The organism is Streptomyces fulvorobeus, assembly GCF_013167895.1.
In the GTDB taxonomy this organism is placed as follows: Bacteria; Actinomycetota; Actinomycetes; order Streptomycetales; family Streptomycetaceae; genus Streptomyces; species Streptomyces fulvorobeus.
The window spans coordinates 2,468,061-2,493,529 of sequence record NZ_BLWC01000001.1 but is presented as its reverse complement, the minus strand read 5'-3'; the positions used below and the strand labels follow the sequence as shown (position 1 = coordinate 2,493,529).

Sequence of the window (25,469 nt, the reverse complement as noted above, 5' to 3'; positions counted from 1 at the left end):
CGCGCAGGCCGGCGGTCCCTCCTCCCACGGGAGCGGTTCCTCCTTCCACGAGATGTGGCGCGACCTCGCCCCCCTCGGGCGCGACGCCCGCTCCGGCGGATACCGGCGGTACGCCTGGACCGCGGCCGACGCGGACTGCCGCGCCTGGTTCCGTACGCAGGCCGAGGCCCGCGGCCTCACCTGTGAGGTGGACCGCAACGGAAACCAGTGGGCCTGGCTCGGTGACCCCCTCGCGGGCGACGCCGTCGTCACCGGCTCGCACCTGGACTCCGTGCCGGACGGCGGCGCCTTCGACGGCCCCCTCGGCGTGGTCTCCTCCTTCGCCGCACTCGACGAACTCCGCCGCAGGGGAGCGGAGTTCGTCAAGCCGCTGGCCGTCACCAACTTCGGTGACGAGGAGGGGGCCCGCTTCGGGCTCGCCTGCGCGGGCTCCCGGCTCGCCGCCGGGCAGCTGAGCCGCGAGCGCGCGCACCGGCTCCGCGACGGGGACGGGACGTCCCTGCCGCAGGCCATGGCCGCCGCAGGACACGACCCCGACGCGATCGGCCCGGACCCCGAACGCCTCGCCCGAATCGGCGCGTTCGTCGAACTGCACGTGGAGCAGGGGCGCGCCCTCGACCTCTCCGGCGATCCGGTCGGCATCGCCTCCGCCATCTGGCCGCACGGGCGCTGGCGCTTCGACTTCGGAGGCGAGGCCAACCACGCCGGGACCACCCGGCTCGCCGACCGGCGCGATCCGATGCTGACGTACGCCGAGACCGTGCTCGCCGCCCGCCGTGAGGCGGAACTCGCCGGCGCGCTGGCCACCTTCGGCAAGATCACCGTCGAGCCCAACGGGGTCAACGCCATCCCCTCCCTCGTACGCGGCTGGCTCGACTCACGCGCCGCCGACCAGGCCACCCTGGACACCGTCGTCGCGGGCATCGAACGGGCCGCCCGCGACCACGCCCAGCGGGCCGGGATCGACCTCGACGTCGTCCGGGAGTCCTTCACCCCGGTGGTGGAGTTCGCACACACCCTGCGGGACGAGATCGCCGAGACCCTCGCCCGGCGGCCCTCGCGCGACACGGGCCGCGCCGTACCCGTCCTCAGCACCGGAGCGGGGCACGATGCGGGTATTTTGTCCGCTTCGGTACCTACCGCCATGCTGTTCGTCCGCAACCCCACCGGCATTTCCCACTCGCCGGCCGAATACGCCGCCGAGGACGACTGCGTGGCCGGTGTCATCGCACTCGCCGACGTACTGGAGGGCCTCGCGTGCCGCTGACGACCGAGCCGACCCCGATGCCCGACGCACCGGCATCCGCCACCTACTGGCTCTCCCACGCCTGGCTCGGCAACCATGTGGAGCCCGGCGTCACCCTGGACGTGACCGGTGGCCGGATCACCGGTGTGCGCACCGGCGTCGAGGTGCCCCCGCCCGGCGCCACAGCCCTGCGCGGACTGACGCTCCCCGGGCTGGCCAACACCCACTCGCACGCCTTCCACCGGGCGCTGCGCGGCAGCGCCCAGGTGGGCTCCGGCACCTTCTGGACCTGGCGCGAGCTGATGTACGGGACGGCCTCCCGGCTGACCCCCGACACGTACCACGACCTGGCCCGCGCCACGTACGCCGAAATGGCCCTGGCCGGCATCACCTCCGTCGGTGAGTTCCACTATCTGCACCACGCGCCGGGCGGCACCCCCTACGAGAACCCCAACGCGATGGGCGAGGCGCTCATCGCCGCCGCCGCCGAGGCCGGAATCCGCATCACGCTGCTGGACACCGCCTACCTCGCCGCCGGTTTCGGCCAGAAACCCGGACGCCAGCAGCTGCGCTTCTCCGACACCACGGCCGACGCCTGGGCCGAGCGCGCCTCCCTCCTCAAGGGTGACGACCACGCCCTGATCGGCGCCGCCGTCCACTCCGTACGCGCCGTGCCGGCCGGGCAGCTCGCCACCGTCGCCCAGTGGGCCGAGGAGCGGGACGCCCCGCTGCACGTCCACCTCTCCGAGCAGATCGCGGAGAACGACGCCTGTCTCGCGGCCCACGGCCGCACCCCCGCCCGGCTGCTCGCCGACCACGGCGTGCTCGGCCGCCGCACGACCGGCATCCACAACACGCACCTCACGGCAGAGGACATCGACCTGCTGGGCTCCTCCGGCACCGGCACCTGCATGTGCCCCACCACCGAACGCGACCTCGCCGACGGCATCGGACCCGCCGTCGCCCTCCAGCGCGCGGGCTCCCCGCTCTCGCTGGGCAGCGACAGCCACGCCGTGATCGACCTCTTCGAAGAGGCGCGCGCGATGGAGCTCAACGAGCGCCTGCGCACCCACGTACGCGGCCACTGGACCGCGGCGGCCCTCCTGCGCGCGGCCTCCGCCACCGGGCACGCCGCACTCGGCCGCCCGGACGCGGGCGTCATCGAACCCGGTGCGCCCGCCGACCTCACCACCGTCGCCCTGGACTCCGTCAGAACAGCGGGGCCGCTGCCCCGGCTGGCAGCCGAAGCAGTCGTATTCGCCGGCTCCGCCGCGGATGTGCGGCACACGGTCGTCGCGGGGCGGCACATCGTCCAGGACGGTCACCACACCCGGGTGCGGGACGTGCCCGCGGCACTCGCCTCGGCCATTGCCGCCCTGCACGGCTGACCCAGGACTCCCCGGACCCTCGCGCAAGGAGAAACAGCCTCCTCATGACGACGACCGCCGTCATCAACATCGCCAGCCTGGTCACCAACGACCCCTCCCTCGGAAACGGGACCCCCCTGGGCCTGATCCGGGACGCGGCCGTCGTCATCGAAGGCGACCGCGTCGTCTGGACCGGTGAATCAAGCAAAGCACCCGCCACTGACAACGCCGTCGACGCGGGCGGCCGGGCCGTGATCCCGGGCTTCGTGGACTCCCACTCCCACCTCCTCTTCGCGGGGGACCGCACCGAGGAGTTCAACGCCCGGATGTCCGGCCTCCCCTACACCGCGGGCGGCATCAGGACGACCGTCGCCGCCACCCGCGCCGCCTCCGACGAGGAGCTGGACGCGAACGTCTCGCGCTACCTCGCCGAGGCGGCACGCCAGGGCACCACCACGTTCGAGACCAAGTCCGGCTACGGCCTCACCGTCGAGGACGAGGCCCGCGCCCTGCGTATCGCCGCCCGCCACACCGATGAGGTGACCTACCTCGGCGCCCACGTCGTACCCGCCGACCACGCCGACGACCCGGCCGGTTACGTGGAGCTGGTCACCGGCCCGATGCTGGACGCCTGCGCCCCGTACGCCCGCTGGATCGACGTCTTCTGCGAGAAGGGCGCCTTCGACGGCGACCAGGCTCGCGCCATCCTCACGGCGGGCCGCGCCAAGGGCCTGCATCCGCGCGTCCACGCCAACCAGCTGGGTCACGGCCCCGGCGTCCAGCTCGCGGTGGAGCTCGACGCCGCGTCCGCCGACCACTGCACCCACCTGACGGACGCGGACCTCGACGCGCTCGGCCAGGGCGACACGGTGGCCACCCTCCTGCCGGGCGCCGAGTTCTCCACCCGCGCGGCCTGGCCCGACGCCCGGCGCATCCTGGAGGCGGGAGCCACGGTCGCGCTCTCCACGGACTGCAACCCGGGCTCGTCCTTCACGTCCTCCATGCCCTTCTGCATCGCGCTCGCCGTACGGGACATGGGCATGACGCCGGACGAGGCGCTCTGGTCGGCCACCGCGGGCGGCGCCGCGGCGCTGCGCCGTACGGACGTCGGCGTCCTCACCCGGGGCGCCCGCGCGGACCTCGTCATCCTGGACGCCCCGAGCCACGTCCACCTCGCCTACCGGCCGGGCGTCCCCCTGGTCAGCGCGGTCTGGCAGCGCGGCGAACGCACCCTCTGACCGGCCCGTCCCAGCGCCCGCCGCACCCGACGCGGCCTCACGCATGCCGCATGCCGCTTGCCGAAAGCGGAACGCCGGATGCCCCCTGCGGAAGAAAAACGAGAAATGCGGAAGGACCCGCCCGTCCCCAGGCAGGTCCTTCCGCAAGATGTCACCGGTGCCGGGCCGACAGCGTCCGGCGCGGCAGGTCATTCCTCCAGGGTCAGGCCCTTCCTGAGCTTGCCCAGGGTCCGCGAGAGCAGCCGGGAGACGTGCATCTGCGAGAGGCCGAGCTCCTCGCCGATCTCCGACTGCGTCATGTTGGCGACGAAGCGGAGGGAGAGGATCTTCCGGTCACGGGCCGGGAGGGAGGCGATGAGCGGCTTGAGGGACTCGACGTACTCGATGCCTTCGAGCCCGTGGTCCTCGTAGCCGATCCGGTCCGCCAGCGTGCTCTCGTTGTCGTCCTCCTCGGGCCTGGCGTCCAGCGAGCTCGCGGTGTACGCGTTGCTCGCGGTCATTCCCTCGACGACCTCGCCGTCGGTGATGCCGAGGCGTTCGCCGAGCTCCGTCACGGTGGGAGCCCTGTCCAGCTGCTGGGCGAGCTCGTCGCCCGCCCTGGCGAGGTCGAGCCGCAGCTCCTGGAGTCGGCGCGGGACGCGCACGGACCAACTGGTGTCGCGGAAGAAACGCTTGATCTCGCCCGTGATGGTCGGAAGCGCGAAGGTCGGGAACTCGACGCCGCGGCTGAGCTCGAAGCGGTCGATCGCCTTGATCAGCCCTATCGTGCCGACCTGGACGATGTCCTCCATCGGCTCGCTGCGGGAGCGGAACCGGGATGCCGCGAACTTGACGAGCGTCAGATTCAGCTCGACGAGTGTGTTGCGGACGTACGCGTACTCGTGGGTGCCCTCTTCGAGGGTCTCAAGCCGTGCGAAGAGGGTCCTGGACAGCGCCCGGGAGTCCAGCGGCCCCAGCTCCGTGTGGGGCGGGACGTCGGCGTCTGTGAGGTCGGTCGTGCCGGTGGTTTCCGTACTTCCGGTGGTGCTGGTGGTGCCGGCGCGCGGGCCGGGTACGGCGATCGCGGCAAGGGAGCCGGAATCGGTCGGTCCCTGAGGACATGTCGACGGCGCGTTGTGGGTACGCGGTACGTCGAGCCGGGGTGACATGCTTCTCCTCCATCGTTCTCGGCATATGGCTGCCGATGCCTATACGTGTTCCTGCGGTGAAGCGGCGCCTCCGAAGCCACGAAAATTGGTATGTCCCTACCCTTACCCGGTTCCTGCTGCGACTTACAAGCTGCAAATCATGTCCTATGTCCGCTTTGTCAAGTTCTTCGGGTACCGCGTGGCGTACGGAACGCGTACTGTTTCTCGAACGTCGGCGATAGCTAGGCAGACAGCCGCGCAGAAACACGCGCGGGCGGTGACGGACGACGAAGAGGAACGGGCATGGACCGCGGGACGGTCGGCAGTGCGAACCGGGGTCGGCTTCACGTCGAGGTTCGAACCGAAGGGCACAGCGAGGTTGTGACGCCGGTGGGTGAGCTCGATCACCACACCGCGGACTTGCTGCGAGAGCCTCTGGAGAGTGCGGTCGAGCAGGGGCGCGTGCGCCTGGTGGTCGACTGCTCGCGCCTTGATTTCTGCGACTCGACCGGACTGAACGTCCTGCTGGGCGCACGTCTCAGATCCGAGGCGGAAGGCGGCGGTGTCCACCTGGCCGGCATGCGGCCCGTCGTGGCGAGAGTCTTCGAGATCACCGGGGCCGACGCGGTGTTCACCGTCCACGCCTCACTCGAAGACGCACTCAAGCCCTGACCGCGGGCACACACCCCGGGGTCCCGGGCGCCACATCTGCCGCCCTCGTCACACGATCACGTGGCCCGAGTGGGTGTTGTCACGATTCGGCAGGGCAGGAGACACCTCGGTGGCGTCCTGGCAGCCCGCACACTCTGTATCTGATCAGTTATCCGTTCAATGGCGACATGGTGAATCGGTGAGGTGAAGCGCTGATGAGCACCACCCGGCAGCATCCGCCGGGCGACCTCGGCCGCGACTCGGACGGCGCGGGCGAGCCCGACGCCACCCCGGGCGACCGGCAGTGGCGCACGCTCTCACTGGGGCAGGCCAGCGGCATCGTGCCGATGGCCCGCGATTTCGCCCGGCAGGCACTGTACGACTGGGGCTGGCTCCCGGCGGCGGGGGCCGACCGGCGCGCCGCCGCCGAGGACGTGCTGCTGGTCGTCTCCGAGCTGGTCACGAACGCCTGCCTGCACGCGGACGGCCCCGAGGAGCTCCGTATCGGGCACACGCCCAAGGCGCTGCGGGTGGAGGTCGTCGACCGCGGCGCGGGTCAGCCCACGCCGCGCACCCCGCACCGCGCGGGGCGGCCCGGCGGCCACGGGATGTTCATCGTGCAGCGGCTCTGCCTGGACTGGGGCGTCACCCGTACGCCCGAATCACCGGGCAAGACCGTCTGGGCGGAGCTCGCCTCCCCCGCGTGATCCCCCCTCCGGGCCGTGCCCGGGCTCGTCCTCGCAGGAGCGCACCGGATCGGTGCGCTCCTCTGTCATGTCTGGCCCCTAGGGCGTAGAACAACGTCCGGCAGCCTTACGGACTCCCGTCACGGCCCGGACCCGCCAGCCACCAGGGCATGACGAAGGAGGGCCGCCGCACCGGGATCGGTGCGGCGGCCCTCCTTGCGGGTGAGGACGTACGTCAGCGGACGTTGCCCATGAGTTCCTTGACCTTGCCGCGGTACATGAAGATCGCGACACCCGCGAGCACCGCGAGGGCGGCCTGGAGGGCGACCACTCCGGTGCCGTTGAGCTCGACCCCGGCGATGGACAGCAGACCGGTGGTGCAGTCACCGGCCGTCACCGCCAGGAACCAGACACCCATCATCTGGCTGGCGTACTTGGCCGGCGCCATCTTCGTGGTGACGGAGAGGCCGACCGGGGAGAGCGTCAGCTCGGCGACGGTCTGGATGAAGTAGATCGCGACCAGCCACATTGCGGCGGCCTTGTGGCCGTCGCCCGCGATCGTCAGCGGCAGCAGGAAGACGAAGAACGACGCACCGACCAGCACCAGACCGGAGCTGAACTTCACGATGGTGCTCGGCTCCTTGCCCCGCCGGTTCAGCGCCAGCCAGAAGGCGGCGAAGACCGGGGCCAGCGCCATGATCAGGACCGGGTTGACCGACTGGTACCAGGAGACGGGGAAGTCCCAGCCGAGGACCGAGTTCTCCGCGGAGGACTCGGCGAAGATCGCCAGCGTCGAGCCGCCCTGGTCGTAGATCATCCAGAAGATGGCGGCGGCGACGAAGAACCAGATGTAGCCGGACATCTTCGACTGCTCGGCGGCGCTGAGGTCCTTGTCGCGCTTGATGCGCGCCAGGACGATCACCGGGATGACCAGACCGGCGATGGTGATCGGGACCAGGAGCCAGTTGAGCGTGTAGACGCCCGTCACGACGGTGCCGGCGTAGAAGACGGCCGCGACGCCCATCCAGATCATGGCCTTGCGCAGGGTCGACGCGCGTTCGGCGCGGTCCAGCGGCTTCGGGACGACGAGGCTGCGCTCGTTCAGGTGACGCGTACCGAGCAGGAACTGCGCGACGCCCAGGCCCATGCCGAGCGCGGCGATCGCGAAGCCCAGGTGCCAGTTGACGTTCTCACCGATGGTGCCGATGACCAGGGGCGCCGCGAAGGCACCCATGTTGATGCCCATGTAGAAGATCGTGAAGCCACCGTCGCGGCGCGGGTCGTCCGGGCCGTCGTAGAGGTGGCCGACCATCGTCGAGATGTTGGACTTCAGCAGCCCGGAACCGATCGCCACCAGCCCGAGACCGGCGAAGAACGTGCCTTCGGACGGCAGCGCCAGCGTCAGGTGGCCGATCATGATGACCCCGCCCGCGATGGCGACGGTCTTGCGCGGACCCCAGACACGGTCACCGAACCAGCCGCCGGGCATGGCGAGCAGGTACACCAGGGAGAGGTAGACCGAGTAGATCGCGGTGGCCGTACCCGCGTTCATGTCGAGCCCGTTCGGGGCGATGAGGTACAGCGGGAGGAGTGCGCGCATTCCGTAGTAGCTGAAGCGCTCCCACATCTCCGTCATGAAGAGAGTGGCCAGGCCGCGGGGGTGGCCGAAGAAGGTCTTACCGCCGGTACTGACGGAATCCTTCGTCAGGCTGGAAGCCATGGTCGATCCTTGCTGGTCGGGACGCGTCGCCTCGTGAGCGTTACGCGCCCGGTGAGGGGTGGCCGGCACCGGCGCGGACCTGCCCCGTCCCCTCCACTCGAAGGGACCCGCTCAGGCCACCGCTCTCCGTACGGAGTCGATGCCGGAGCAGGAGGAGCCGACCGCAGCGGGATCCACACCCGGCGCGCGCAGTACGCGCCGGGCCCGGCCCACAGGTCATTCACCTTCAAGGCCGGTGGGCACCGGCCCGCACAGAAAAAAGACCCTTGGCGCTCAAAGCTGCCCAAAGGTCCTTCCGTAGTGCATCAGGCGTCGGAACACCATACGACACGACAGTGCGGGTTATGAAAGGACTTGAGACATGGATCACAGGTGATGTCGGAACCAGGGTCTCATCTTCGAAGGTCCACAGAGAGTTCGCTGCCCAGATACAGAGGGCTGCACCAGCACCTCACTCCTCGCCCTCCGTGCGGACTACCATCACCCCATGACCCGTGTACTGCTCGCCGAGGACGACGCGTCCATCTCGGAGCCACTGGCCCGCGCACTGCGTCGGGAGGGTTACGAGGTCGAAGTCCGGCAGGACGGTCCTTCCGCGCTGGACGCCGGACTCCAGGGCGGTATCGATCTCGTCGTGCTCGACCTGGGGCTGCCCGGGATGGACGGCCTCGAAGTCGCCCGCCGACTGCGCGGTGACGGACTCGCCGTACCGATCCTGGTGCTGACCGCCCGCGCCGACGAGGTCGACACCGTGGTCGGTCTCGACGCGGGGGCCGACGACTACGTCACCAAGCCCTTCCGCCTCGCCGAACTGCTGGCCCGGGTCCGGGCCCTGCTGCGGCGCGGCGCGACCGAGCCCGCGGTGCAGCCCGCGACCCACGGCGTGCGCATCGACGTCGAGTCGCACCGGGCCTGGATGGGCGACGAGGAACTCCAGCTCACCGCCAAGGAATTCGACCTGCTGCGCGTCCTCGTCCGGGACGCCGGCCGGGTCGTCACCCGGGACCAGCTGATGCGCGAGGTCTGGGACACCACCTGGTGGTCCTCCACCAAGACGCTCGACATGCACATCTCCTGGCTCCGCAAGAAGCTCGGCGACGACGCCGCCAACCCCCGCTACATCGCGACGGTGCGGGGCGTCGGCTTCCGGTTCGAGAAGAGCTGACGTACAGAGACACTCATGCGCCGTCGACTGATCAACTCCACGCTCGCCGTGGTGCTCGTGGTGATCGCCGTCTTCGGCGTCTCCCTCGTCCTCGTGGAGAGCCGCACCATCAGCAGCAGCGCCCAGGAGAGCGTCGACTCCGAGGCGCTGCGGCTGATCAGCGTCGTGGACAGCCGGCTGCTCGGTGACGAGCGGATCACCGCCGGCGTCCTGGCCGAGCAGGTCGACTCCAACCGCTACGCACGGGTGGACATCCCGGGCCGGGACCCCATCGAGGTCGGCGAGCGCCCCGAGGGTGACGTCATCCGCAGCTCGACGACGGGGGAACAGGGGGAGAGGGTCACCGTCGAGGAGTCCGGTTCGGCCGTCACCCGCGAGCTCGGCCGCACCCTCCTGATCATCGGCGCGGTGGCGCTCCTCGCGATCGTCTCGGCCGTACTCCTCGCCGTACGCCAGGCCAACCGGCTGGCCTCACCGCTGACCGACCTCGCCGAGACGGCGGAACGCCTCGGCTCCGGTGACCCACGCCCCCGCCACAAGCGGTACGGGGTCCCGGAGCTGGACCGCGTGGCCGACGTCCTGGACTCCTCAGCCGAGCGGATCGCCCGGATGCTGACGGCGGAACGGCGCCTCGCCGCCGACGCCTCGCACCAGCTCCGCACCCCGCTCACCGCGCTCTCCATGCGGATCGAGGAGATCTCCGTCACCGAGGACCTGGAGACGGTGAAGGAGGAGGCGCACATCGCCCTGACCCAGGTCGAGCGGCTGACCGACGTGGTGGAGCGGCTGCTGACCAACTCGCGCGACCCGCGTACCGGCTCCGCCGTCGTCTTCGACCTCGACGAGGTCGTCAAGCAGCAGATCGAGGAGTGGCGCCCCGCCTACCGCAGCGCCGGCCGCGCGGTCGTCTGCTCCGGCAAGCACGGACTGCGGGCGGTCGGGACCCCCGGCGCGGTGGCGCAGGTGCTCGCCGCGCTGATCGAGAACTCGCTGATGCACGGAGGCGGTACGGTCGCGCTGCGCACCCGGGTCACCGGCAACCAGGTGGTCATCGAGGTGACGGACGAGGGGCCGGGCGTCCCCGCCGACCTCGGTGCGCGGATCTTCGAGCGCACGATCAGCGGCCGCAACTCCACCGGGATCGGCCTCGCCGTCGCCCGGGACCTCGCGGAGGCGGACGGCGGGCGGCTGGAGCTGCTTCAGCAGCAGCCCCCGGTCTTCGCCCTCTTCCTCAGCAGGGTGGCCAGGAAACGCAAGGACGAGGACCGTCCGGTGCGCTGACCGCTCCCAGTGACCGCGCTCAGTTGCGTACGGGGCCCGGCTCCACCCGCGTGACCTGCTCGACCAGCGGGACCGGCGGGGTACGGGGCGGCTGGGGCGCGGTCTCCGCCGACGCGGAAACGTCCTCCGGCGTCACGGCCGCATCCGGGGCCTCCGGGGCCTCCGCAGCCCCTTCCGCCCCTTTGGCGGGCAGCGCCTTGAACACCCAGGTCCGGTAGGACCAGAAGCGGAACAGGGTCGCGACCCCGATCCCGACGATCTTGAAGACGTTGTTCTGGAGCGGGGTGTCCCAGCCGAACCCGTACGTCGCCGCGTACAGCACCCCGACCTCGATCACCGCGCCCACGGCGCTGAACGCCAGGAACAGCATCAGCTCCCGGGTCCTGCGCCTCTTGTCGCGGTCCCGGTAGGTCCAGTAACGGAAGCCCACGTAGTTGAAGAGGATGGCGACGCAGGTCGCCATGAGGCCGGCCCGGACCACCGGAATGTCGGTGGTGCGCCAGATCAGGTTGGAGACCGCGATGTTGACCAGCACGCCGACCGCGCCGACCGCGCCGAACTTGGCGGCCTCCCGGCCCAGAACATCCAGGCGGGCCCGCAATGCGCCACGTTCGTCCATGGTGACCGCTCAGCCCCGTCCGTTCGGTTTCGTCAACCCGGCCATGCTAACCAGCCCTCCCGTGTGATGGCGGTGAGCGCGGGGGAGGAGGGCGCGGCCGGAAGCCAGGGGAATGCGGTGCGGTGCGGCACGCCCCCGTCCGCCCCGGCACCTGTCCGTCACCTGTCCGCCACCGGTCCGCCGTCCGGAGGGCCCCGGCGCGGCGGATACTCTGGAGGGGTGACGTTCCCGGTAGTCGGCATGGTCGGCGGCGGTCAGCTCGCCCGTATGACCCACGAGGCGGGTATCCCCCTCGGCCTGAAATTCAAGCTCCTCAGTGACACCCCCCAGGACTCGGCGGCCCAGGTGGTGAGCGAAGTCGTCATCGGCGACTATCGCGACCTGGACACGCTGCGGGCCTTCGCGCGCGGCTGCGACGTGATCACCTTCGATCACGAGCACGTGCCGACAGAGCACCTGCGGGCCCTGGAGGCGGACGGCATCCCCGTCCGCCCCGGCCCCGACGCCCTGGTGCACGCCCAGGACAAGGGGGTGATGCGGGCCAGACTCACCGAGATCGGCGCACCCTGCCCCCGCCACCGCCTGGTCCGGGACCCGGCCGACGCCGCCGCCTTCGCGGCCGAGGCCGGCGGCTTCCCCGTGATCCTCAAGACGGTCCGCGGCGGCTACGACGGCAAGGGCGTGTGGGTCGTCCGCTCCGAGGAGGACGCGGCCGAGCCCTTCCGGGCGGGCGTCCCCGTCCTCGCGGAGGAGAAGGTCGACTTCGTACGGGAGCTGGCGGCCAACATCGTCCGCTCCCCGCACGGCCAGGCCGTCGCCTACCCGGTCGTCGAGTCGATCCAGGTCGACGGCGTCTGCGACACGGTCATCGCCCCGGCCCCCGGCCTCGACGAGCGGCTCGCGGGCGAGGCCCAGCAGCTCGCCCTGCGGATCGCCGCCGAGCTCGGAGTCGTCGGCCACCTGGCCGTCGAGCTGTTCGAGACCCGGGACGGCCGCATTCTCGTCAACGAACTGGCGATGCGCCCGCACAACTCCGGGCACTGGACCCAGGACGGCGCGATCACCTCGCAGTTCGCCAACCACGTGCGGGCGGTCCTGGACCTCCCGCTGGGCGACCCGCGCCCGCGCGCCCCGTGGACGGTCATGTGCAACGTCCTGGGCGGTGACTACCCGGACATGTACCAGGCGTATCTGCACTGCATGGCCCGTGACCCGCAGCTCAAGATCCACATGTACGGCAAGGACGTGAAGCCGGGCCGCAAGGTCGGGCACGTCAACACCTACGGCGACGACCTGGCGGACGTGCGGGAGCGCGCCCGGCACGCGGCCGACTACCTGCGAGGAACGATCACCGAATGACCTCCCCCGGTACCGCCCCCGTCATTGGCATCGTCATGGGCTCGGACTCCGACTGGCCCGTCATGGAAGCAGCCGCGAAGGCCCTCGACGAGTTCGAGATCCCCTACGAGGTCGACGTCGTCTCCGCCCACCGCATGCCCCGCGAGATGATCGCGTACGGCGAGGAGGCGGCCGGCCGCGGTCTCAAGGCGATCATCGCGGGCGCGGGCGGCGCGGCCCACCTGCCCGGCATGCTCGCGTCGGTGACCCCGCTGCCCGTCATCGGCGTCCCCGTCCCGCTGAAGTACCTCGACGGCATGGACAGCCTCCTCTCCATCGTGCAGATGCCCGCGGGCGTCCCCGTCGCCACCGTCTCGGTCGGCGGAGCGCGTAACGCCGGCCTGCTCGCCGCCCGCATCCTCGCCGCCCACGACAGCGAGCTGATGACGCGGATGCGGGACTTCCAGCGGGAACTGAACGACCAGGCGACCGAGAAGGGGAAACGGCTGCGGGCCAAGGTCGAGGGCGCCGACTCCTTCGGCTTCGGGAAGTAGGGCACCGTGGACCACCTGGACCGGGCCCGGGAACTCCTCGCCGCCCACCCCGTCGTCGACGGCCACAACGACCTGCCCTGGGCCCTGCGCGAACAGGTCGGCTACGACCTGGACGCCCGCGACATCGCCACCGACCTCACCGGCGCCCTGCACACCGACATCCCCCGGCTGCGCGCCGGCGGCGTCGGGGCGCAGTTCTGGTCGGTCTACGTCCGCAGCGACCTGGCCGGTGACGCCGCGGTCAGCGCCACCCTCGAACAGATCGACATCGTCGCCGAGATGCTGGCCCGCTACCCCGCGGACCTGCGGCGCGCACTGACCGCCGACGACATGGAGACCGCCCGCGCCGAGGGCCGGATCGCCTCCCTGATGGGCGCCGAGGGCGGCCACTCCATCAACAACTCGCTGGGTACCCTGCGCGCCCTGCACACCCTCGGCGTGCGCTACATGACGCTGACGCACAACGACAACATCGACTGGGCGGACTCGGCGACCGACGTCCCGCGCCTCGGCGGCCTCTCAGCGTTCGGCCGCGAGGTCGTACGGGAGATGAACCGCATCGGCATGCTGGTCGACCTCTCCCACGTGGCGGCCACGACGATGCGCCAGGCGATCGCCACCTCCACCGCGCCGGTGATCTTCTCGCACTCCTCGGCGCGGGCGATCTGCGACCACCCGCGTAACATCCCGGACGACGTGCTGGCACAGCTCCCGGTCAACGGGGGCGTGGCCATGGCGACGTTCGTGCCGAAGTTCGTCCTCCCGGCCGCCGTCGCCTGGACGCTGGCCGCCGACCGCAACATGCGCGAGCACGGCCTGCACCACCTGGACACCACATCGGCGGCCATGCGCGTCCACGCCGACTTCGAGGCGGCCTACCCGCGCCCCGAGGCCACCGTCGCCACGATCGCCGACCACCTCGACCACATGCGCGAGGTCGCCGGCATCAACCACATCGGCATCGGCGGCGACTTCGACGGCACGGCCTTCCTCCCGGAGGGGCTGCGGGACGTCGCCGGCTATCCGAACCTGATCGCGGAGCTCCTCGCCCGCGGCTGGTCCGCCGCCGACCTCGCCAAGCTGACCTGGCGCAACGCCGTCCGGGTGCTGCGCGACGCGGAAGCGGTGGCCCGCGACCTCAGCGCCCGCTACGGCCCCTCGCACGCCACGATCGGCGAAGTGGACGGCTACACGGTCTGAGCCGACCGGGGTACGGGCCACGGTCCGTACCCCTGGTCCGGCCTGAACCGCGCCCGCACGGCGACCGAGGACGGAGCGTCCACCGGGCGTACCCGGCTCACATCCGCCCTGCCCCGACCGTCACGCCTTCGGCCGCCCCATCGCCCGGAACGTCCACCCCGCCTCACGCCACAGCGCGGGATCGAGCGCGTTGCGTCCGTCCAGGATGATCCGCCGCGCCGCCGCCTCGCCCAGCTCCGCCGGGTCCAGCTCACGGAACTCACGCCACTCGGTCAGGTGAAGCACCACATCCGCACCGCGCACGGCATCCAGCGCCGAGTCCGCGTAGGCGAGCGTGGGGAACAGCCGCCGGGCGTTGTCCATGCCCTTGGGGTCGAACACCGTGACCTGTCCACCCTGGAGGTGGATCTGACCGGCCACGTTGAGCGCGGGCGAGTCCCGTACGTCGTCGGAGTCCGGCTTGAACGTGGCGCCGAGCACAGCCACCCGCCTGCCCAGGAACGAATCGCCGCCCACGGCCTCCCGGGCCAGCTCGACCATGTGGCCGCGGCGCCGCATGTTGATCGAGTCGACCTCGCGCAGGAAGGTCAGCGCCTGGTCCGCGCCGAGCTCACCCGCACGGGCCATGAAGGCCCGGATGTCCTTGGGCAGGCAGCCGCCACCGAACCCGATGCCCGCCCGCAGGAACTTCTTCCCGATGCGGTCGTCGTGGCCGATCGCCTCGGCCAGCTTCACCACGTCGCCGTCGGCCGCCTCGCAGACCTCGGCCATGGCGTTGATGAACGAGATCTTGGTCGCCAGGAAGGAGTTCGCGGACGTCTTGACCAGCTCGGCGGTCGGGTAGTCCGTCACCACGAACGGCGACCCCTCCCCGAGCGGCCCCGCGTACACCTCGCGCAGCAGCTTCTCGGCCCGCTCGCTCTCCACCCCGACGACGATCCGGTCCGGGTGCAGGGTGTCCTGGACGGCGAAGCCCTCCCGCAGGAACTCCGGGTTCCACGCCAGCTCGGCGTCCGCGCCCACCGGGGCCAGCTCCGCGAGCCGCGCCGCGAGCCGCGCGGCGGAGCCGACCGGCACGGTGGACTTCCCGACGACGAGGGCCGACCGGGTCAGCTGCGGCGCGAGCGAGTCGAAGGCGCTGTCCACATAGCTCATGTCACAGGCGTACTCGCCGTGCTTCTGCGGAGTGTTCACGCAGACGAAGTGGACGTCACCGAAGGCACCCACCTCCTCCCAGGAGGTGGTGAACCGCAGCCGCCCGGTGGACCCCTCGATCCCGGCGACGTGCTTCCGCAGGATCTCTTCGAGCCCCGGCTCGTACATCGGCACCTTGCCGGCCGAGAGCATCTCGATCTTCTCCGGCACGACGTCGAGCCCCAGGACGTCGAAGCCCAGCTCCGCCATGGCCGCGGCGTGGGTGGCGCCGAGGTAGCCGGTGCCGATCACGGTGATCTTGAGGGCCATGGAGTGCTCCTGGGAGATACGGACGGGCGTGCGGAGCCGAGCATAGTCGCGCTCCGGAACCTGTATTTCCCTCACCCGCCCGGTTGTATTTGCCCCACCCGTCCACCGTGCGATTCCCTCACCCGTCCACCGCGCGCCACCGGTCCTTCCGAGTCATGCCCCCTTTGCACCACCCCTGTCGTCAAGCTCACGCGACGGTTGCGTATGCCATTGCCCGAGCGGCCCACTAAAATCGGGTTACTTAACGGTAGTTAGCACATCTGGGGAGTGAGAGTCTTGGCGGGTTCGACCGATTTCGACCTGTACCGTCCGGCGGAGGAGCACGACATGCTCCGCGAGACGGTCCGCTCGCTCGCCGAAGCGAAGATCGCCCCGCACGCGGCAGCGGTCGACGAGGAGTCCCGCTTCCCGCAGGAGGCCCTCGACGCGCTCGTCGCCTCCGACCTGCACGCCGTCCACGTACCCGAGGAGTACGGCGGCGCCGGCGCCGACGCGCTCGCCACGGTCATCGTCATCGAGGAAGTGGCCCGCGTCTGCTGCTCCTCCTCCCTCATCCCGGCCGTGAACAAGCTGGGCTCGCTCCCGGTGATCCTCTCCGGCTCCGAGGAGCTGAAGAGGAAGTACCTGGGCCCGCTCGCCAAGGGTGACGCGATGTTCTCGTACTGCCTCTCCGAGCCGGACGCGGGTTCCGACGCCGCCGGTATGAAGACCAGGGCCGTCCGCGACGGCGACTTCTGGGTCCTCAACGGGGTGAAGCGCTGGATCACCAACGCGGGCGTCTCCGACTTCTACACGGTCATGGCCGTCACGGACCCGACGAAGCGCTCCAAGGGCATCTCGGCCTTCGTCGTCGAGAAGTCCGACGAGGGTGTCTCCTTCGGCGCCCCGGAGAAGAAGCTCGGCATCAAGGGCTCCCCGACCCGCGAGGTCTACCTCGACAACGTCCGTATCCCCGCCGACCGGATGATCGGCGAGGAGGGCACGGGCTTCGCCACCGCGATGAAGACCCTGGACCACACCCGCATCACGATCGCGGCCCAGGCGCTCGGCGTCGCCCAGGGCGCGCTGGACTACGCCAAGGGTTACGTCCAGGAGCGCAAGCAGTTCGGCAAGCCGATCGCGGAGTTCCAGGGCGTGCAGTTCATGCTCGCGGACATGGCCATGAAGATCGAGGCCGCCCGCCAGCTGACGTACTCGGCCGCCGCCAAGTCGGAGCGCGGCGACAGGGACCTCACGTTCGCCGGCGCCGCGGCCAAGTGCTTCGCGTCGGACGTCGCGATGGAGGTCACCACGGACGCGGTACAGCTCCTCGGCGGCTACGGCTACACGCGGGACTACCCGGTGGAGCGGATGATGCGCGACGCGAAGATCACGCAGATCTACGAGGGCACGAACCAGGTCCAGCGGATCGTGATGGCGAGGAACCTGCCGTAGCAGGGCTTTCGCAGAGGTTGCAACCCCTTCCACGCTCTCCTCTGATCACCCCGAACAAACCGAATGAACGCCCCTGCCGCGAATGGCAGGGGCGTTCATTCGTTGGTCAGCGTCGCCGTCGTGCGCGGTCAGCGTGCCGGCGCGCGTACGAGCATCGTGCCCACGGTCCTGCCCTGCGGTGGATCGATCAGTGATGCTGACACCGCCGTGCTCGTTGTGAAGGGGTCCACCGCCGAGCACCTGGCCGACCTCCTGCGCGGCCATCGGATCGAGGCCGGGACCCGCACGGGGCGGCGTGCCGGGGGCTGCTTCCGTCAGGCGGTACTCGTCCTGCGCTGGTTCCTCGACGGCGCCCGCCTGGTCCAGCTCAGCTGCGACATACGGGTGTCGGTCTCCACCGCATACCGCTGTCTCCATGAGGAACTGACCGTGCCGGCAGCCGGGGGCCGGACCTCGCCACCGCGCTGGAGCGCGCGAAAGCGTCCGGGCTGACGCATCTGAACCTCGACGGCACCGTCATCCGCACCGACCGCGTCGCCGCCCGGCCCCAACGGCACAGACCTCTGGCGGTCCGGAAAACGCAAGCACCATGGCCGGACGTGCGGATCATCGCCACCCCAGGTCAGGCGGCTGCCTGTAGGTCGTACCGGCAGTCGCGGCAGTGCCCGGGTTCGGTGGAGCGAAAGGCCCGGTCGCAGCCGTCGCAGTTCTGGAGGGGGACGGTGCGGCGCGCGGGGGTGATGGCCGACGTGCCGGGGAGCGGGGGCGGCAGGAGTGCGGTGAGCCGGTGCTTGAGGAGTTTCGCCGGGTGTTTCAGCGGGTGCGGCAGATCGGCCGTCAGGGCGCGGCGGAGTGTGTCGGGGTGCGCGTCACGTTCCAGCCAGGTGGCTACTGCGGGGGCCAGTAGCCCGATGTCGTGTGCGGACAGCATCAGTTGGGGCGCGTGGCGTCGAAGGTCGGCGAGGAAGGCGGTGGCGGCGGTGTGCAGCTCCGGGGTGAGGGTCACGGGCTGCGGGAGCGGCGGGGGCGGGGGCTTGGGTGCCGTGGGAGCCGGTACGAGGACGGGGGCCGGGGCCGGGGCCCGGCGTGGCTGCTCCGGTACGGGGACGGGTGCGGGCGGCCCGGGCGGCGGAGGAGCGGTCGCGGCCACCGATGGCGCCGGTGCGGTCGGTGCCTGCTGCGGGGTGGTGCCGGGCCGGTTGTAGGACACCGTACGAGTGACGATGCGGCCACTCGCCAGACGGCAGCGGGTGCGTCGCAGATAGCCGTGCTTCTCCAGCTCCCGCAAGGCGGAGGCGATACGGGTCTCGCTGTCCGGAAAGCGTGCGGCGAGGACCTTGATGCCGACCTTTGCCCCGGTGGGCAGCGACTGGATGTGCACCGCCAGCCCGAGCGCGACGAGTGAGAGATCGCGGTGCTGGGCGAGATGGTTGCCGATGATCGTGAACAGCCGGGTGTGGGGGACCACGACGTGGATCACGCCGGACGGGTTGGGAGGTCCGGGAACCTCCGCCATGGCGCGCGTCAGCGCGGTAATCTGCTGGGTATCCATCGGGAAGTCGTTCTCTTCCTCGGTGGTCAGGCCCTCGATCGGGATTGCCGTCCCGGCCGGGGGCCGACGTATGTCGGGTGTGGTGAGCGTGAGCATATGCCAGCCAACCAGTCGGAAATCCAGCTGAGTTGGCAAACCTCACCCGTGTGGGTGACGGGCCCACCGGGGGAGGTGGGAGGGGTTGGGTTGGGTTTGGTTGGGTAATTTCCCCGGTTCTTTAAGTCTTTGATGTCGTGGGCCGCCGGGACGCGGTCCACCGGGTCGCGGGAGTCCACGATCCGGTGGAAACGGTCACCGCGCGAGGAAGATTTCGGCCCAAACCGTCTTTCGGGGTACGGGTCCCGGGGTGACGCCCCAGTGGTCGGCGAGGGCATCGACGATGAGCAGGCCGCGCCCGGCCTCCGAGTCGTCGGCGGGGGGCTCGGTGGCACCGGGTCCGGGTGGCAGGTGGCCACCCCTGGCGTCGGTGACCTCGATGCGCAGCAACGAGCCGTCGCGGACGGTGAGTCCCAGACGGAAGTCCCGCCCCGGTACGCGCCCGTGGACCGAGGCGTTGGTGGCCAGCTCGGCGACGATGTGCGCGGCCGCCTCCGAGGGCAGCCCCCACAGGTCGAGATGGGCCACGGTCAGCAGACGGGCGAGCCTGGCGCCCCGGCGGGTGGGAGAGAGCAGCACGGTGAACGCCTGCGTTCCGGTGGGCTGTTGGCGGCGGACGATTCGTTGATTCACATCACTCAGCGTGGCGGTGTCCGCCTGCCGTGAACAGTGACGAAGCCCTTGCGTACGGTGATTGTCCCGGGCTTGTCCGGCGCTGTCCCGGCTGTCCGGCGTGACGTGCGGGAAACAGAGGCGGTTGAGAGCGAACGGCACGCGGTTCGGAGAGTGGGGCACGTATGAGCGCGGATGGAGCCGGTACGGAGCACGGGGACGGCGGGGCGGACGAGCCCGGCTGGGATGTCGACCCGGATGACGAGTCGGGGGTGGCGGTGGTCGCCGCGGTGGGCCGCCAGATCAAGGCATGGCGCGAGGCGGCGGGCCTGCGGGCGGGCGAGTTCGGGGCGGCGATCGGGTACGGCGAGGACCTCGTCTACAAGGTGGAGGGCGGCCGGCGCATCCCTCGCCCGGAGTTCCTGGACAGAGCGGACGAGGTCCTGGGAGCGGGCGGGAAGCTGGCCGCGATGAAGAAGGACGTAGCGGAGGTCCGGTACCCGAAGAAGGTGCGGGATCTGGCGAAGATGGAGGCCAAGGCCGTCGAGTTGTTGGCGTACGGCGACCACAACCTGCATGGGCTGTTGCAGACAGACGACTACGCACGTGCCCTCTTCGGGATGAGGCAGCCCGCATATGAACAGAACGAGATCGAACGAGCTGTCGCAGGCCGTGCGGACAGGCGGTCCATCTTCGAGCGGTCGCCCGGCCCGTCGCTGAGTTTCGTGCAGGAAGAGGTGACCCTGCGCCGCCCACTCGGAGGCAGAATGGTGCTACGCCGACAGCTCCAACGTCTCTTGGAGGTGGGGCAGTTGCGGAACGTAACGATCCAAGTCATGCCGACCTCCCGTGAGGATCACGCCGGAATGCAAGGAGAGACACAGGTGCTGAAGTTCGGCGACGGGACGGCGGTGGGGCGCTCCGAGGGGGCGTTCGCGGGCCGCCCGGTCTCCGACCCGAAACAGCTCCGAATCCTTGAGCTGCGTTATGGGATGATCCGGGCCCAGGCTCTCACACCACGAGAGTCGTTGGCCTTCATCGAACAAGTGCTGGGAGAAACATGATTCGCAAGGCCGCTGCTGGAGACGCTTCCACGCTGGAGTGGTTCAAGAGCAGCTACAGCGACAGCAGCAATAGCAGCGAGTGCGTCGAGGTCGCGTCTGCCCCCGGCACGGTCCACGTCCGCGACTCCAAGAACGTCCAGGGCCCCCGGCTCGCTTTCGGCCCAGGAGCATGGGCAGGTTTCGTCTCGTACGCCTCCGACAACTGACGTCCCGGCACCCGCCGCCCCGCCGAGGTCCGGACGGTTCGTCGTCCGGGTTCTGCGTTCGCGTCAGCTCATGGATGGCGGGACTTGATCGACCTGTCCCGGGCGGTCCTGGACTCCGCACACGTCCGCGCTGAAAAAGGGACGACCTTGCAGGTCCGAGCCCCATGGACCGAGGCGGGCCGGGTTCCAGCGCGCACGTCCTGGCCGACGCGAACAGACTGCCCTACGAGTCGGGCTCCCCCCGGCCCACACTCACGACAGCCAGGCCCCGAAGCCGATGCTGTCCCGTCTCCACATGGGACACGGATCCCATGCGACGGAAACGAAGTCCCGTCGCCACGGCATCGACTCCATCGAGCGGCTCGGCCGACGCAGGGGGTCATCGAGCACACCCTGTCTCGGCTGACCGGCTACCGCCGACTCGACCACCGCCAGGCAACTACCCAACCTTCCTCGGACGGGCAGCCGCTCTCCGCTGCTACTAACGGTTCCTCAAGCTGGCCATGTAGGACACGCCCAAGTATCCAAACTCCTGGGGTGAAAGGCCGGAAGGGGTCCTTGGCATGCGCTCTGGGATTCCGCTTACGCGTGCAGCGGGTAGGTCAGTCGCACACCCAGGTGCGGGCTCAACCGGCCTTGGGGTCAGTGCGGAGCGCTGGATTCACTGGTAGTTCGGGCGGTACGCAACCGGATGTGCTGCGACGACTGGCGAATTTCGATTCGGGAGATGTCAAGAATCGTGGCATGCGTGGTATCACCGACACCCTGAGACTTGCTGCCTGGGTGTCGAGACTCCGTGCTCCATATCCGTTTCCCGGCAAGCTGCGGTGGCGTGTGCGCGGTCTCATTCCGCTTGGCGATGTAGGTCGGCGGAAAACGGATAGTAGTGGCATGCGTTCAGGCCGTGACCAGAAACGGCCGTTGATCGTTTCCGGCGATCACCCTACGCTTCATCATGTCTGGCATGTGGCAGGAGCAGTTCTGTGGCGGGGCATGTCCTTCCCGGGGAGAAGGGGGCCCTCCTCTCTCGTACGCTCGGTTTCGACTCGCGAAACGAAAGCGAAGTAACTGTGATTTCTTTCAATGCGCGTCTCGGTGCGCTGCGCACGTCGGTCCGCCGGATAGCCGTGGTGCTCTTCAGTGCGATCACGGTGGTGGGAATCTTCAGCGCGCCGGCTCAGGCGGCCAGCTGGAGCAGTTCCCTGTCGGGTGTGGCGCCTGGGTATGAGTCCCGCCAGTGGTACGCGCCGAGCTCCTCCACGGGGACCAAGATCACGTTCACCGGATGTACGGGCTTCAACAGCGTCGTGAACGTCACCCTGTACAAGGCCGTCACCGCGCTTCCGGACACTGGTTATGTCCGGGCGGCGTTCACGCAGTGCTTCACGGGCAGCTCATCCACATCGACGGGCAATTGGTCCGACCATGGAGCCGGGGACTACTACTTCGTCGTCAATGATGGTGGCGGCGCCAGCGTATCGGTTCGATCGCTGACTGTTACCTACTGATCACACTGTCCCCGTCTCACTCCACGAGCGTGGAGTGAGACGGGGAAAATGTTCTGTCGATGAGGTTGTCTTCATGCCGTTGCACTACCAGTCCTGCACGTTCCGCTACAGCCGCAGGACACGCCCTGTAATCGACAGACTCGATCTGAGTTTCTCGCCAGGCAATACCGTGCTTCTAGGCCCGAACGGGGCCGGCAAGAGCACGCTACTCGCGCTCGGAGCGAGCGCGAGCAGCCCCCAGGAGGGAAAGGTCCGCTTCGGTGAGCTGCGGTCCACGAACAGCAGGACTCTGCACGACTACCGGCGCAAAGTTTCCTGGCTGCCCCAGCGTGCTTCGTTCCTTCCGGGCATGACATGCCAGGAACACGTCGCTTACGTCGGCTGGCTCAAGGGGATGCGTGAGCGCGAAGCATGGCGTGCCGCTCCGGCCGCGATCGAGCGGGTCGGGCTGACGGCGAAGATCAAAGACAAGGTCGGGACCCTTTCCGGTGGACAACAGCAGCGGTTGGCCATCGCCCAGGCACTGGTCCACGACGCGGAACTCCTTCTGCTGGACGAGCCCACGGTCGGCCTAGACCCCAACCAGCGCCGCCGGTTCCATGACCTGCTCGTCGAACTCCGCGGAAACGTGCACGTGATCGTCTCCACCCACGACATAGCCGATCTGCACCAGGCATTCGACGAGGTTGTAGTCCTGGAGAACGGCAGTCCGAGATTTCAGGGCGGAGTAGCGGAATTCGAGAGTTACGCCGACTTGGAAAGTGTTCCAGGGCGGCGTCTGGAGAGCGCATACTCGGCTCTGCTGGGGTCGGTGGAACTGTGATCTCACTCGGGAACCTGCGCGCTTCCTCCATCCCCTGGCTACTACTGCCGTCACTCCTCTACATGGGCAGCTTCGTCGGGGGCGACAATTTCTGGGGCGTCCCCGACTACGGTCCCTCGTCGGGTGAACTCGCCTCGTGGGGAATCACGGTGATCGCTCCGGCGGTGGCTGGAGCCGCCGCTTGGGAAGCCGGCCGCCAACGAAGTATCGGAGACATCCGGAAGGTCAGCTCGCGGGGCGCGGTGCGGCAGTGGTTCTGGGCAGCTCGGCCTGTCTTCGTCCTCCATCTTCTCCTCGTTGTCGGCGCCCTCATCATGGCCAGGCTCACAGTCGGCGTCTGGCCAAGTGGCGCCGGCCTGCTCGCAGTCGCGCACCTGCTGGTGCTCCCGTGCGGCTGGATGGTCATTGGCTGGGTGCTTGGACTGCTGTGTCCCCGCGCCGTAGCGGCACTGATTGCGGCAGTCGGCGGGTGGGCATGGCTGGCCATTCCGCGGTCGATGAGCGCCCCGACATGGCGTCACCTGACTGGTTTCGCCACCGAAGGATCTACTCTGACCGACACTCTTGACCCGCTCGTCTACCTCGTTCCATGGCTGGTCACAGCAGGTCTCGCTGCGGCTGTTGTCCTGCTGACGGGGGCCCGTGGCAGGCCGTGGCTGGGTGCGGTGAGCGTGGCAGTGCTCGTAACCACGCTCGTCACCGGCCGCAGTTCTGTGTCGGACTGGGGATACAGCCCGCTGACCGATGCACGTGTCGGCCACACCGTGTGCGTGGGCAAGTCCCCCGCACTCTGCCTGCCCGAGGAGTACGAGAAGAACGCCGCCGAGCTGCGCAGTGATTCTGTGCCCGCGCTGGAGGCACTGCAAGCCGCCGGAGTGCCCTCCCGCGAAAGCTGCAAATGGGCTCTGACAAGCTCAGCCTGAAGCCCGGCACCTGGCCCTTGTACTGGTCGCCGGAAAACTCCCCTGAGCAGTATCAGATCGACCTCGCACGGTCGGCCGTCACCGGCGTGGCCGCACTCCACGGCGTGCAGGGCTGCCGACAGCCGTATCTGGCCGAAACATGGGCACTGCTGGTCGTGGGTATAGACGAGAGAGACGTCCAGGCGAGCGTCCCTCCCCAGGACTGGACGCTGGTGCAGCGGATACGGCAACTTCCGGCTGCTCAGCAGGCTGACTGGTTCACCAAGGCGGCCCTCGACCAGACGCACTGCGTGGTAGGTCAGACGTGAGGCTCTACTTCTCCGTCGTACGACGCTGGTGGACCGTGCCCGCAGCACTCGCACTGCTCACGCTGGTCTGCTGGGTACTCGGCGGGACAGAAGTGCCCGTCCCCAGTTTCCTGGGCGGCATGGTCAGCATGCGCGTCCAGTACTTCACACCCGTCCTGGTCATCGGGGCCATCCTCTACTGCCTTGACCGCCGCCTCAACGCACCGGAGAACACAGCAGTCGTGCGTGTGAAGCGCTGGGACCTTGCTGCCGTCACGGCAGCTGTAGCGCTGTGCCACCTACTCGGCCTCATTGTGGGCATGGACATTCCGCGCAACCTGATGGTGCTTCTAGCCGTGGCCCTGACAGTCCGGAGGCTGAGTAACGAGGCGGCAGCCGGCGCCGCCTGCCTGCTTCTCCTGCTGGCCAACGCCAGCCTCGGCCGCGTCTACCAGCCTTCCGGGCAACCTACTGGCCAGTGGTGGGCCATCACTCTCTACCCATCCGGGGACCTGAGCGCGTGGACTGTAGCTGCCGTTCTGTTCACTGGGGGGCTCCTGGCATCAGGCCAGCGCCTTTCACCAATGCGCTCGTTCACATGACCCACTGACCATTTCGGGATGACGTTCATGGTGGTGCAAGGCAGTCGGGTGTCTGCTGCCGGGGAGATCGACACCGCTTTCGCGCGGGGCGTCCTTCGTCCTGCGGGACCGCCCCAGGACATGCACCGAAGCCGCGCTGGAGTACCAGGCCGCCAGACGCGTGAGCGCGGCGGCCCGGGCGGCACCGACCGGTCGTGGCGTACCTTCCCTGTCCATGACGGACATCGACAGGCTCACCGCCCTGTTCGAGGCGCTGGGTGCCGAGGACGCGCGGGGATGGGCCGAATCCGAGGCCGAGGAGAACCTTCCCCAGCTGGCCCGCTACCGGTTCCTGCGCATGGTCTGGCAGGACATCGACGCATGGAGTTCGGCGGCGCCCCACTGGGTCGAGGCGTACCGCGCGCATGGACCGGCGAGTGCGGTCGTCCAGCGGGCGTCAAAGCTCGGGCTGACACCCGGTGAGCTGGGGGAGCTGGCCCGCGAGATCGCCCGGGAGACCGCGTTCGGACTGCTCCACGGACTGGCCGATCCGGCGGACGGCGATCTTCCGCCCGAGGTCGAGGTCCACCTGCCCCGGTGGCGCCTGGCCGAGCTGTCACCGCAGGGTGAACCCACGGGGCGGGTTCTCGCGGCACTGCACGAGGATCTGGGCGAGGTCGAGCCGCCGGCGCCCGCCGGAGGCGTCAGCTGACCGTACGACCGGTAC

The 25,469-nt window shown here is 69.5% G+C and carries 25 protein-coding genes and 1 pseudogene; 20 read left to right on the top strand and 6 right to left on the bottom strand.

Annotated features, from left to right (window positions below; all coding sequences use genetic code 11):
* Positions 1 to 52: 52 nt before the first annotated feature.
* The 3 genes from Sfulv_RS11225 to hutI are packed head-to-tail and all read left to right on the top strand — an operon-like array spanning position 53 to position 3,851.
* Complete coding sequence (locus Sfulv_RS11225; RefSeq protein ID WP_173317756.1) at positions 53 to 1,267, top strand: allantoate amidohydrolase; 1,215 nt, start codon at positions 53 to 55, stop codon at positions 1,265 to 1,267.
* A gap of 17 nt (positions 1,268 to 1,284) precedes the next feature.
* A complete protein-coding gene (locus Sfulv_RS11220; protein WP_173317758.1) occupies positions 1,285 to 2,634 on the top strand; it encodes a formimidoylglutamate deiminase in 1,350 nt (449 codons plus the stop codon).
* Between the two features lie 44 nt (positions 2,635 to 2,678).
* Positions 2,679 to 3,851, top strand: coding sequence for an imidazolonepropionase (gene hutI / locus Sfulv_RS11215; RefSeq protein WP_173313555.1), 1,173 nt, complete (start codon positions 2,679 to 2,681; stop codon positions 3,849 to 3,851).
* Positions 3,852 to 4,039: 188 nt separating this feature from the next.
* Here hutI and Sfulv_RS11210 read toward each other — a convergent pair whose 3' ends face one another.
* Complete coding sequence (locus Sfulv_RS11210; RefSeq protein ID WP_173313554.1) at positions 4,040 to 4,999, bottom strand: RNA polymerase sigma factor SigF; 960 nt, start codon at positions 4,997 to 4,999, stop codon at positions 4,040 to 4,042.
* Positions 5,000 to 5,281: 282 nt separating this feature from the next.
* On the opposite strand from Sfulv_RS11210, the gene Sfulv_RS11205 reads away from it, so the two are divergent.
* Positions 5,282 to 5,650: an STAS domain-containing protein gene (locus Sfulv_RS11205; protein WP_173313553.1), complete on the top strand. Its 369-nt coding sequence runs from the start codon at positions 5,282 to 5,284 to the stop codon at positions 5,648 to 5,650.
* 194 nt (positions 5,651 to 5,844) lie between these two features.
* Entirely contained in the window at positions 5,845 to 6,336 is a 492-nt protein-coding gene (locus Sfulv_RS11200) for an ATP-binding protein (protein ID WP_173313552.1), read from the top strand.
* Positions 6,337 to 6,550: 214 nt separating this feature from the next.
* Here the strand turns inward: Sfulv_RS11200 and Sfulv_RS11195 are convergent, their stop codons facing one another.
* Positions 6,551 to 8,035, bottom strand: coding sequence for an oligopeptide:H+ symporter (locus Sfulv_RS11195; RefSeq protein ID WP_173313551.1), 1,485 nt, complete (start codon positions 8,033 to 8,035; stop codon positions 6,551 to 6,553).
* 487 nt (positions 8,036 to 8,522) lie between these two features.
* On the opposite strand from Sfulv_RS11195, the gene Sfulv_RS11190 reads away from it, so the two are divergent.
* Entirely contained in the window at positions 8,523 to 9,200 is a 678-nt protein-coding gene (locus tag Sfulv_RS11190) for a response regulator transcription factor (RefSeq protein WP_173313550.1), read from the top strand.
* Between the two features lie 15 nt (positions 9,201 to 9,215).
* The gene (locus tag Sfulv_RS11185; RefSeq protein WP_173313549.1) at positions 9,216 to 10,481 is read left to right on the top strand and encodes a sensor histidine kinase; all 1,266 of its coding nucleotides are present in this window, start codon (positions 9,216 to 9,218) and stop codon (positions 10,479 to 10,481) included.
* 19 nt (positions 10,482 to 10,500) lie between these two features.
* On the opposite strand, the gene Sfulv_RS11180 is transcribed toward Sfulv_RS11185, so the two are convergent.
* Positions 10,501 to 11,100: a GtrA family protein gene (locus Sfulv_RS11180; RefSeq protein ID WP_173313548.1), complete on the bottom strand. Its 600-nt coding sequence runs from the start codon at positions 11,098 to 11,100 to the stop codon at positions 10,501 to 10,503.
* A gap of 219 nt (positions 11,101 to 11,319) precedes the next feature.
* Here Sfulv_RS11180 and Sfulv_RS11175 point away from each other — a divergent pair, with 219 nt between their 5' ends.
* The 3 genes from Sfulv_RS11175 to Sfulv_RS11165 are packed head-to-tail and all read left to right on the top strand — an operon-like array spanning position 11,320 to position 14,192.
* On the top strand, positions 11,320 to 12,459 hold the full coding sequence (locus Sfulv_RS11175; protein ID WP_178134757.1) for a 5-(carboxyamino)imidazole ribonucleotide synthase: 1,140 nt from the start codon (positions 11,320 to 11,322) through the stop codon (positions 12,457 to 12,459).
* Entirely contained in the window at positions 12,456 to 12,992 is a 537-nt protein-coding gene (purE, locus tag Sfulv_RS11170) for a 5-(carboxyamino)imidazole ribonucleotide mutase (protein ID WP_173313547.1), read from the top strand. Before Sfulv_RS11175 ends, purE begins: the two co-directional genes overlap by 4 nt.
* A 6-nt stretch (positions 12,993 to 12,998) precedes the next feature.
* On the top strand, positions 12,999 to 14,192 hold the full coding sequence (locus tag Sfulv_RS11165) for a dipeptidase (protein ID WP_173313546.1): 1,194 nt from the start codon (positions 12,999 to 13,001) through the stop codon (positions 14,190 to 14,192).
* 120 nt (positions 14,193 to 14,312) lie between these two features.
* Here Sfulv_RS11165 and Sfulv_RS11160 read toward each other — a convergent pair whose 3' ends face one another.
* Positions 14,313 to 15,656: a UDP-glucose dehydrogenase family protein gene (locus tag Sfulv_RS11160; protein WP_173313545.1), complete on the bottom strand. Its 1,344-nt coding sequence runs from the start codon at positions 15,654 to 15,656 to the stop codon at positions 14,313 to 14,315.
* A gap of 276 nt (positions 15,657 to 15,932) precedes the next feature.
* Between Sfulv_RS11160 and Sfulv_RS11155 the strand changes: the two genes are divergently transcribed.
* Positions 15,933 to 17,090 carry an acyl-CoA dehydrogenase gene (locus Sfulv_RS11155; RefSeq protein ID WP_173313544.1) on the top strand — a complete coding sequence of 386 codons (1,158 nt, stop codon included), beginning with the start codon at positions 15,933 to 15,935 and terminating at the stop codon, positions 17,088 to 17,090.
* Between the two features lie 186 nt (positions 17,091 to 17,276).
* Positions 17,277 to 17,710, top strand: a pseudogene (locus Sfulv_RS11150) (transposase); the annotation flags it as partial.
* Between the two features lie 2 nt (positions 17,711 to 17,712).
* On the opposite strand, the gene Sfulv_RS11145 reads toward Sfulv_RS11150, so the two are convergent.
* On the bottom strand, positions 17,713 to 18,642 hold the full coding sequence (locus Sfulv_RS11145) for a helix-turn-helix domain-containing protein (protein ID WP_246353538.1): 930 nt from the start codon (positions 18,640 to 18,642) through the stop codon (positions 17,713 to 17,715).
* 291 nt (positions 18,643 to 18,933) lie between these two features.
* Positions 18,934 to 19,371, bottom strand: coding sequence for an ATP-binding protein (locus Sfulv_RS11140; protein ID WP_173313543.1), 438 nt, complete (start codon positions 19,369 to 19,371; stop codon positions 18,934 to 18,936).
* Between the two features lie 164 nt (positions 19,372 to 19,535).
* On the opposite strand from Sfulv_RS11140, the gene Sfulv_RS11135 reads away from it, so the two are divergent.
* From Sfulv_RS11135 to Sfulv_RS11100, 8 genes are all read left to right on the top strand, one after another.
* A complete protein-coding gene (locus Sfulv_RS11135) occupies positions 19,536 to 20,414 on the top strand; it encodes a helix-turn-helix domain-containing protein (RefSeq protein WP_173313542.1) in 879 nt (292 codons plus the stop codon).
* The gene (locus Sfulv_RS11130; RefSeq protein ID WP_173313541.1) at positions 20,411 to 20,620 is read left to right on the top strand and encodes a DUF397 domain-containing protein; all 210 of its coding nucleotides are present in this window, start codon (positions 20,411 to 20,413) and stop codon (positions 20,618 to 20,620) included. Before Sfulv_RS11135 ends, Sfulv_RS11130 begins: the two co-directional genes overlap by 4 nt.
* A 983-nt stretch (positions 20,621 to 21,603) precedes the next feature.
* Positions 21,604 to 22,128, top strand: coding sequence for a hypothetical protein (locus tag Sfulv_RS11125; protein WP_173313540.1), 525 nt, complete (start codon positions 21,604 to 21,606; stop codon positions 22,126 to 22,128).
* A gap of 73 nt (positions 22,129 to 22,201) precedes the next feature.
* Positions 22,202 to 22,951, top strand: coding sequence for an ABC transporter ATP-binding protein (locus Sfulv_RS11120; RefSeq protein WP_173313539.1), 750 nt, complete (start codon positions 22,202 to 22,204; stop codon positions 22,949 to 22,951).
* A gap of 62 nt (positions 22,952 to 23,013) precedes the next feature.
* Positions 23,014 to 23,874, top strand: a complete 861-nt coding sequence (locus Sfulv_RS11115; RefSeq protein ID WP_173313538.1) for a hypothetical protein — start codon at positions 23,014 to 23,016, stop codon at positions 23,872 to 23,874.
* Positions 23,850 to 24,182, top strand: a complete 333-nt coding sequence (locus tag Sfulv_RS11110) for a DUF7224 domain-containing protein (protein WP_173313537.1) — start codon at positions 23,850 to 23,852, stop codon at positions 24,180 to 24,182. Before Sfulv_RS11115 ends, Sfulv_RS11110 begins: the two co-directional genes overlap by 25 nt.
* Before the next feature lie 35 nt (positions 24,183 to 24,217).
* Positions 24,218 to 24,763: a hypothetical protein gene (locus Sfulv_RS11105; RefSeq protein ID WP_173313536.1), complete on the top strand. Its 546-nt coding sequence runs from the start codon at positions 24,218 to 24,220 to the stop codon at positions 24,761 to 24,763.
* A 214-nt stretch (positions 24,764 to 24,977) separates the two neighbouring features.
* Positions 24,978 to 25,454, top strand: a complete 477-nt coding sequence (locus tag Sfulv_RS11100) for a hypothetical protein (protein ID WP_173313535.1) — start codon at positions 24,978 to 24,980, stop codon at positions 25,452 to 25,454.
* The last annotated feature ends 15 nt before the right edge of the window (positions 25,455 to 25,469 follow it).

Coding starts and splice junctions, on each gene's coding strand:
- Sfulv_RS11225 (WP_173317756.1), top strand. CDS start 53: ATGTGGCGCGACCTCGCCCCCCTCGGGCGCGACGCCCGCTCCGGCGGA.
- Sfulv_RS11220 (WP_173317758.1), top strand. CDS start 1,285: ATGCCCGACGCACCGGCATCCGCCACCTACTGGCTCTCCCACGCCTGG.
- hutI (WP_173313555.1), top strand. CDS start 2,679: ATGACGACGACCGCCGTCATCAACATCGCCAGCCTGGTCACCAACGAC.
- Sfulv_RS11210 (WP_173313554.1), bottom strand. CDS start 4,999: ATGTCACCCCGGCTCGACGTACCGCGTACCCACAACGCGCCGTCGACA.
- Sfulv_RS11205 (WP_173313553.1), top strand. CDS start 5,282: ATGGACCGCGGGACGGTCGGCAGTGCGAACCGGGGTCGGCTTCACGTC.
- Sfulv_RS11200 (WP_173313552.1), top strand. CDS start 5,845: ATGAGCACCACCCGGCAGCATCCGCCGGGCGACCTCGGCCGCGACTCG.
- Sfulv_RS11195 (WP_173313551.1), bottom strand. CDS start 8,035: ATGGCTTCCAGCCTGACGAAGGATTCCGTCAGTACCGGCGGTAAGACC.
- Sfulv_RS11190 (WP_173313550.1), top strand. CDS start 8,523: ATGACCCGTGTACTGCTCGCCGAGGACGACGCGTCCATCTCGGAGCCA.
- Sfulv_RS11185 (WP_173313549.1), top strand. CDS start 9,216: ATGCGCCGTCGACTGATCAACTCCACGCTCGCCGTGGTGCTCGTGGTG.
- Sfulv_RS11180 (WP_173313548.1), bottom strand. CDS start 11,100: ATGGACGAACGTGGCGCATTGCGGGCCCGCCTGGATGTTCTGGGCCGG.
- purE (WP_173313547.1), top strand. CDS start 12,456: ATGACCTCCCCCGGTACCGCCCCCGTCATTGGCATCGTCATGGGCTCG.
- Sfulv_RS11160 (WP_173313545.1), bottom strand. CDS start 15,656: ATGGCCCTCAAGATCACCGTGATCGGCACCGGCTACCTCGGCGCCACC.
- Sfulv_RS11145 (WP_246353538.1), bottom strand. CDS start 18,642: ATGGATACCCAGCAGATTACCGCGCTGACGCGCGCCATGGCGGAGGTT.
- Sfulv_RS11135 (WP_173313542.1), top strand. CDS start 19,536: ATGAGCGCGGATGGAGCCGGTACGGAGCACGGGGACGGCGGGGCGGAC.
- Sfulv_RS11130 (WP_173313541.1), top strand. CDS start 20,411: ATGATTCGCAAGGCCGCTGCTGGAGACGCTTCCACGCTGGAGTGGTTC.
- Sfulv_RS11120 (WP_173313539.1), top strand. CDS start 22,202: ATGCCGTTGCACTACCAGTCCTGCACGTTCCGCTACAGCCGCAGGACA.
- Sfulv_RS11115 (WP_173313538.1), top strand. CDS start 23,014: ATGGGCAGCTTCGTCGGGGGCGACAATTTCTGGGGCGTCCCCGACTAC.
- Sfulv_RS11110 (WP_173313537.1), top strand. CDS start 23,850: ATGGGCTCTGACAAGCTCAGCCTGAAGCCCGGCACCTGGCCCTTGTAC.
- Sfulv_RS11100 (WP_173313535.1), top strand. CDS start 24,978: ATGACGGACATCGACAGGCTCACCGCCCTGTTCGAGGCGCTGGGTGCC.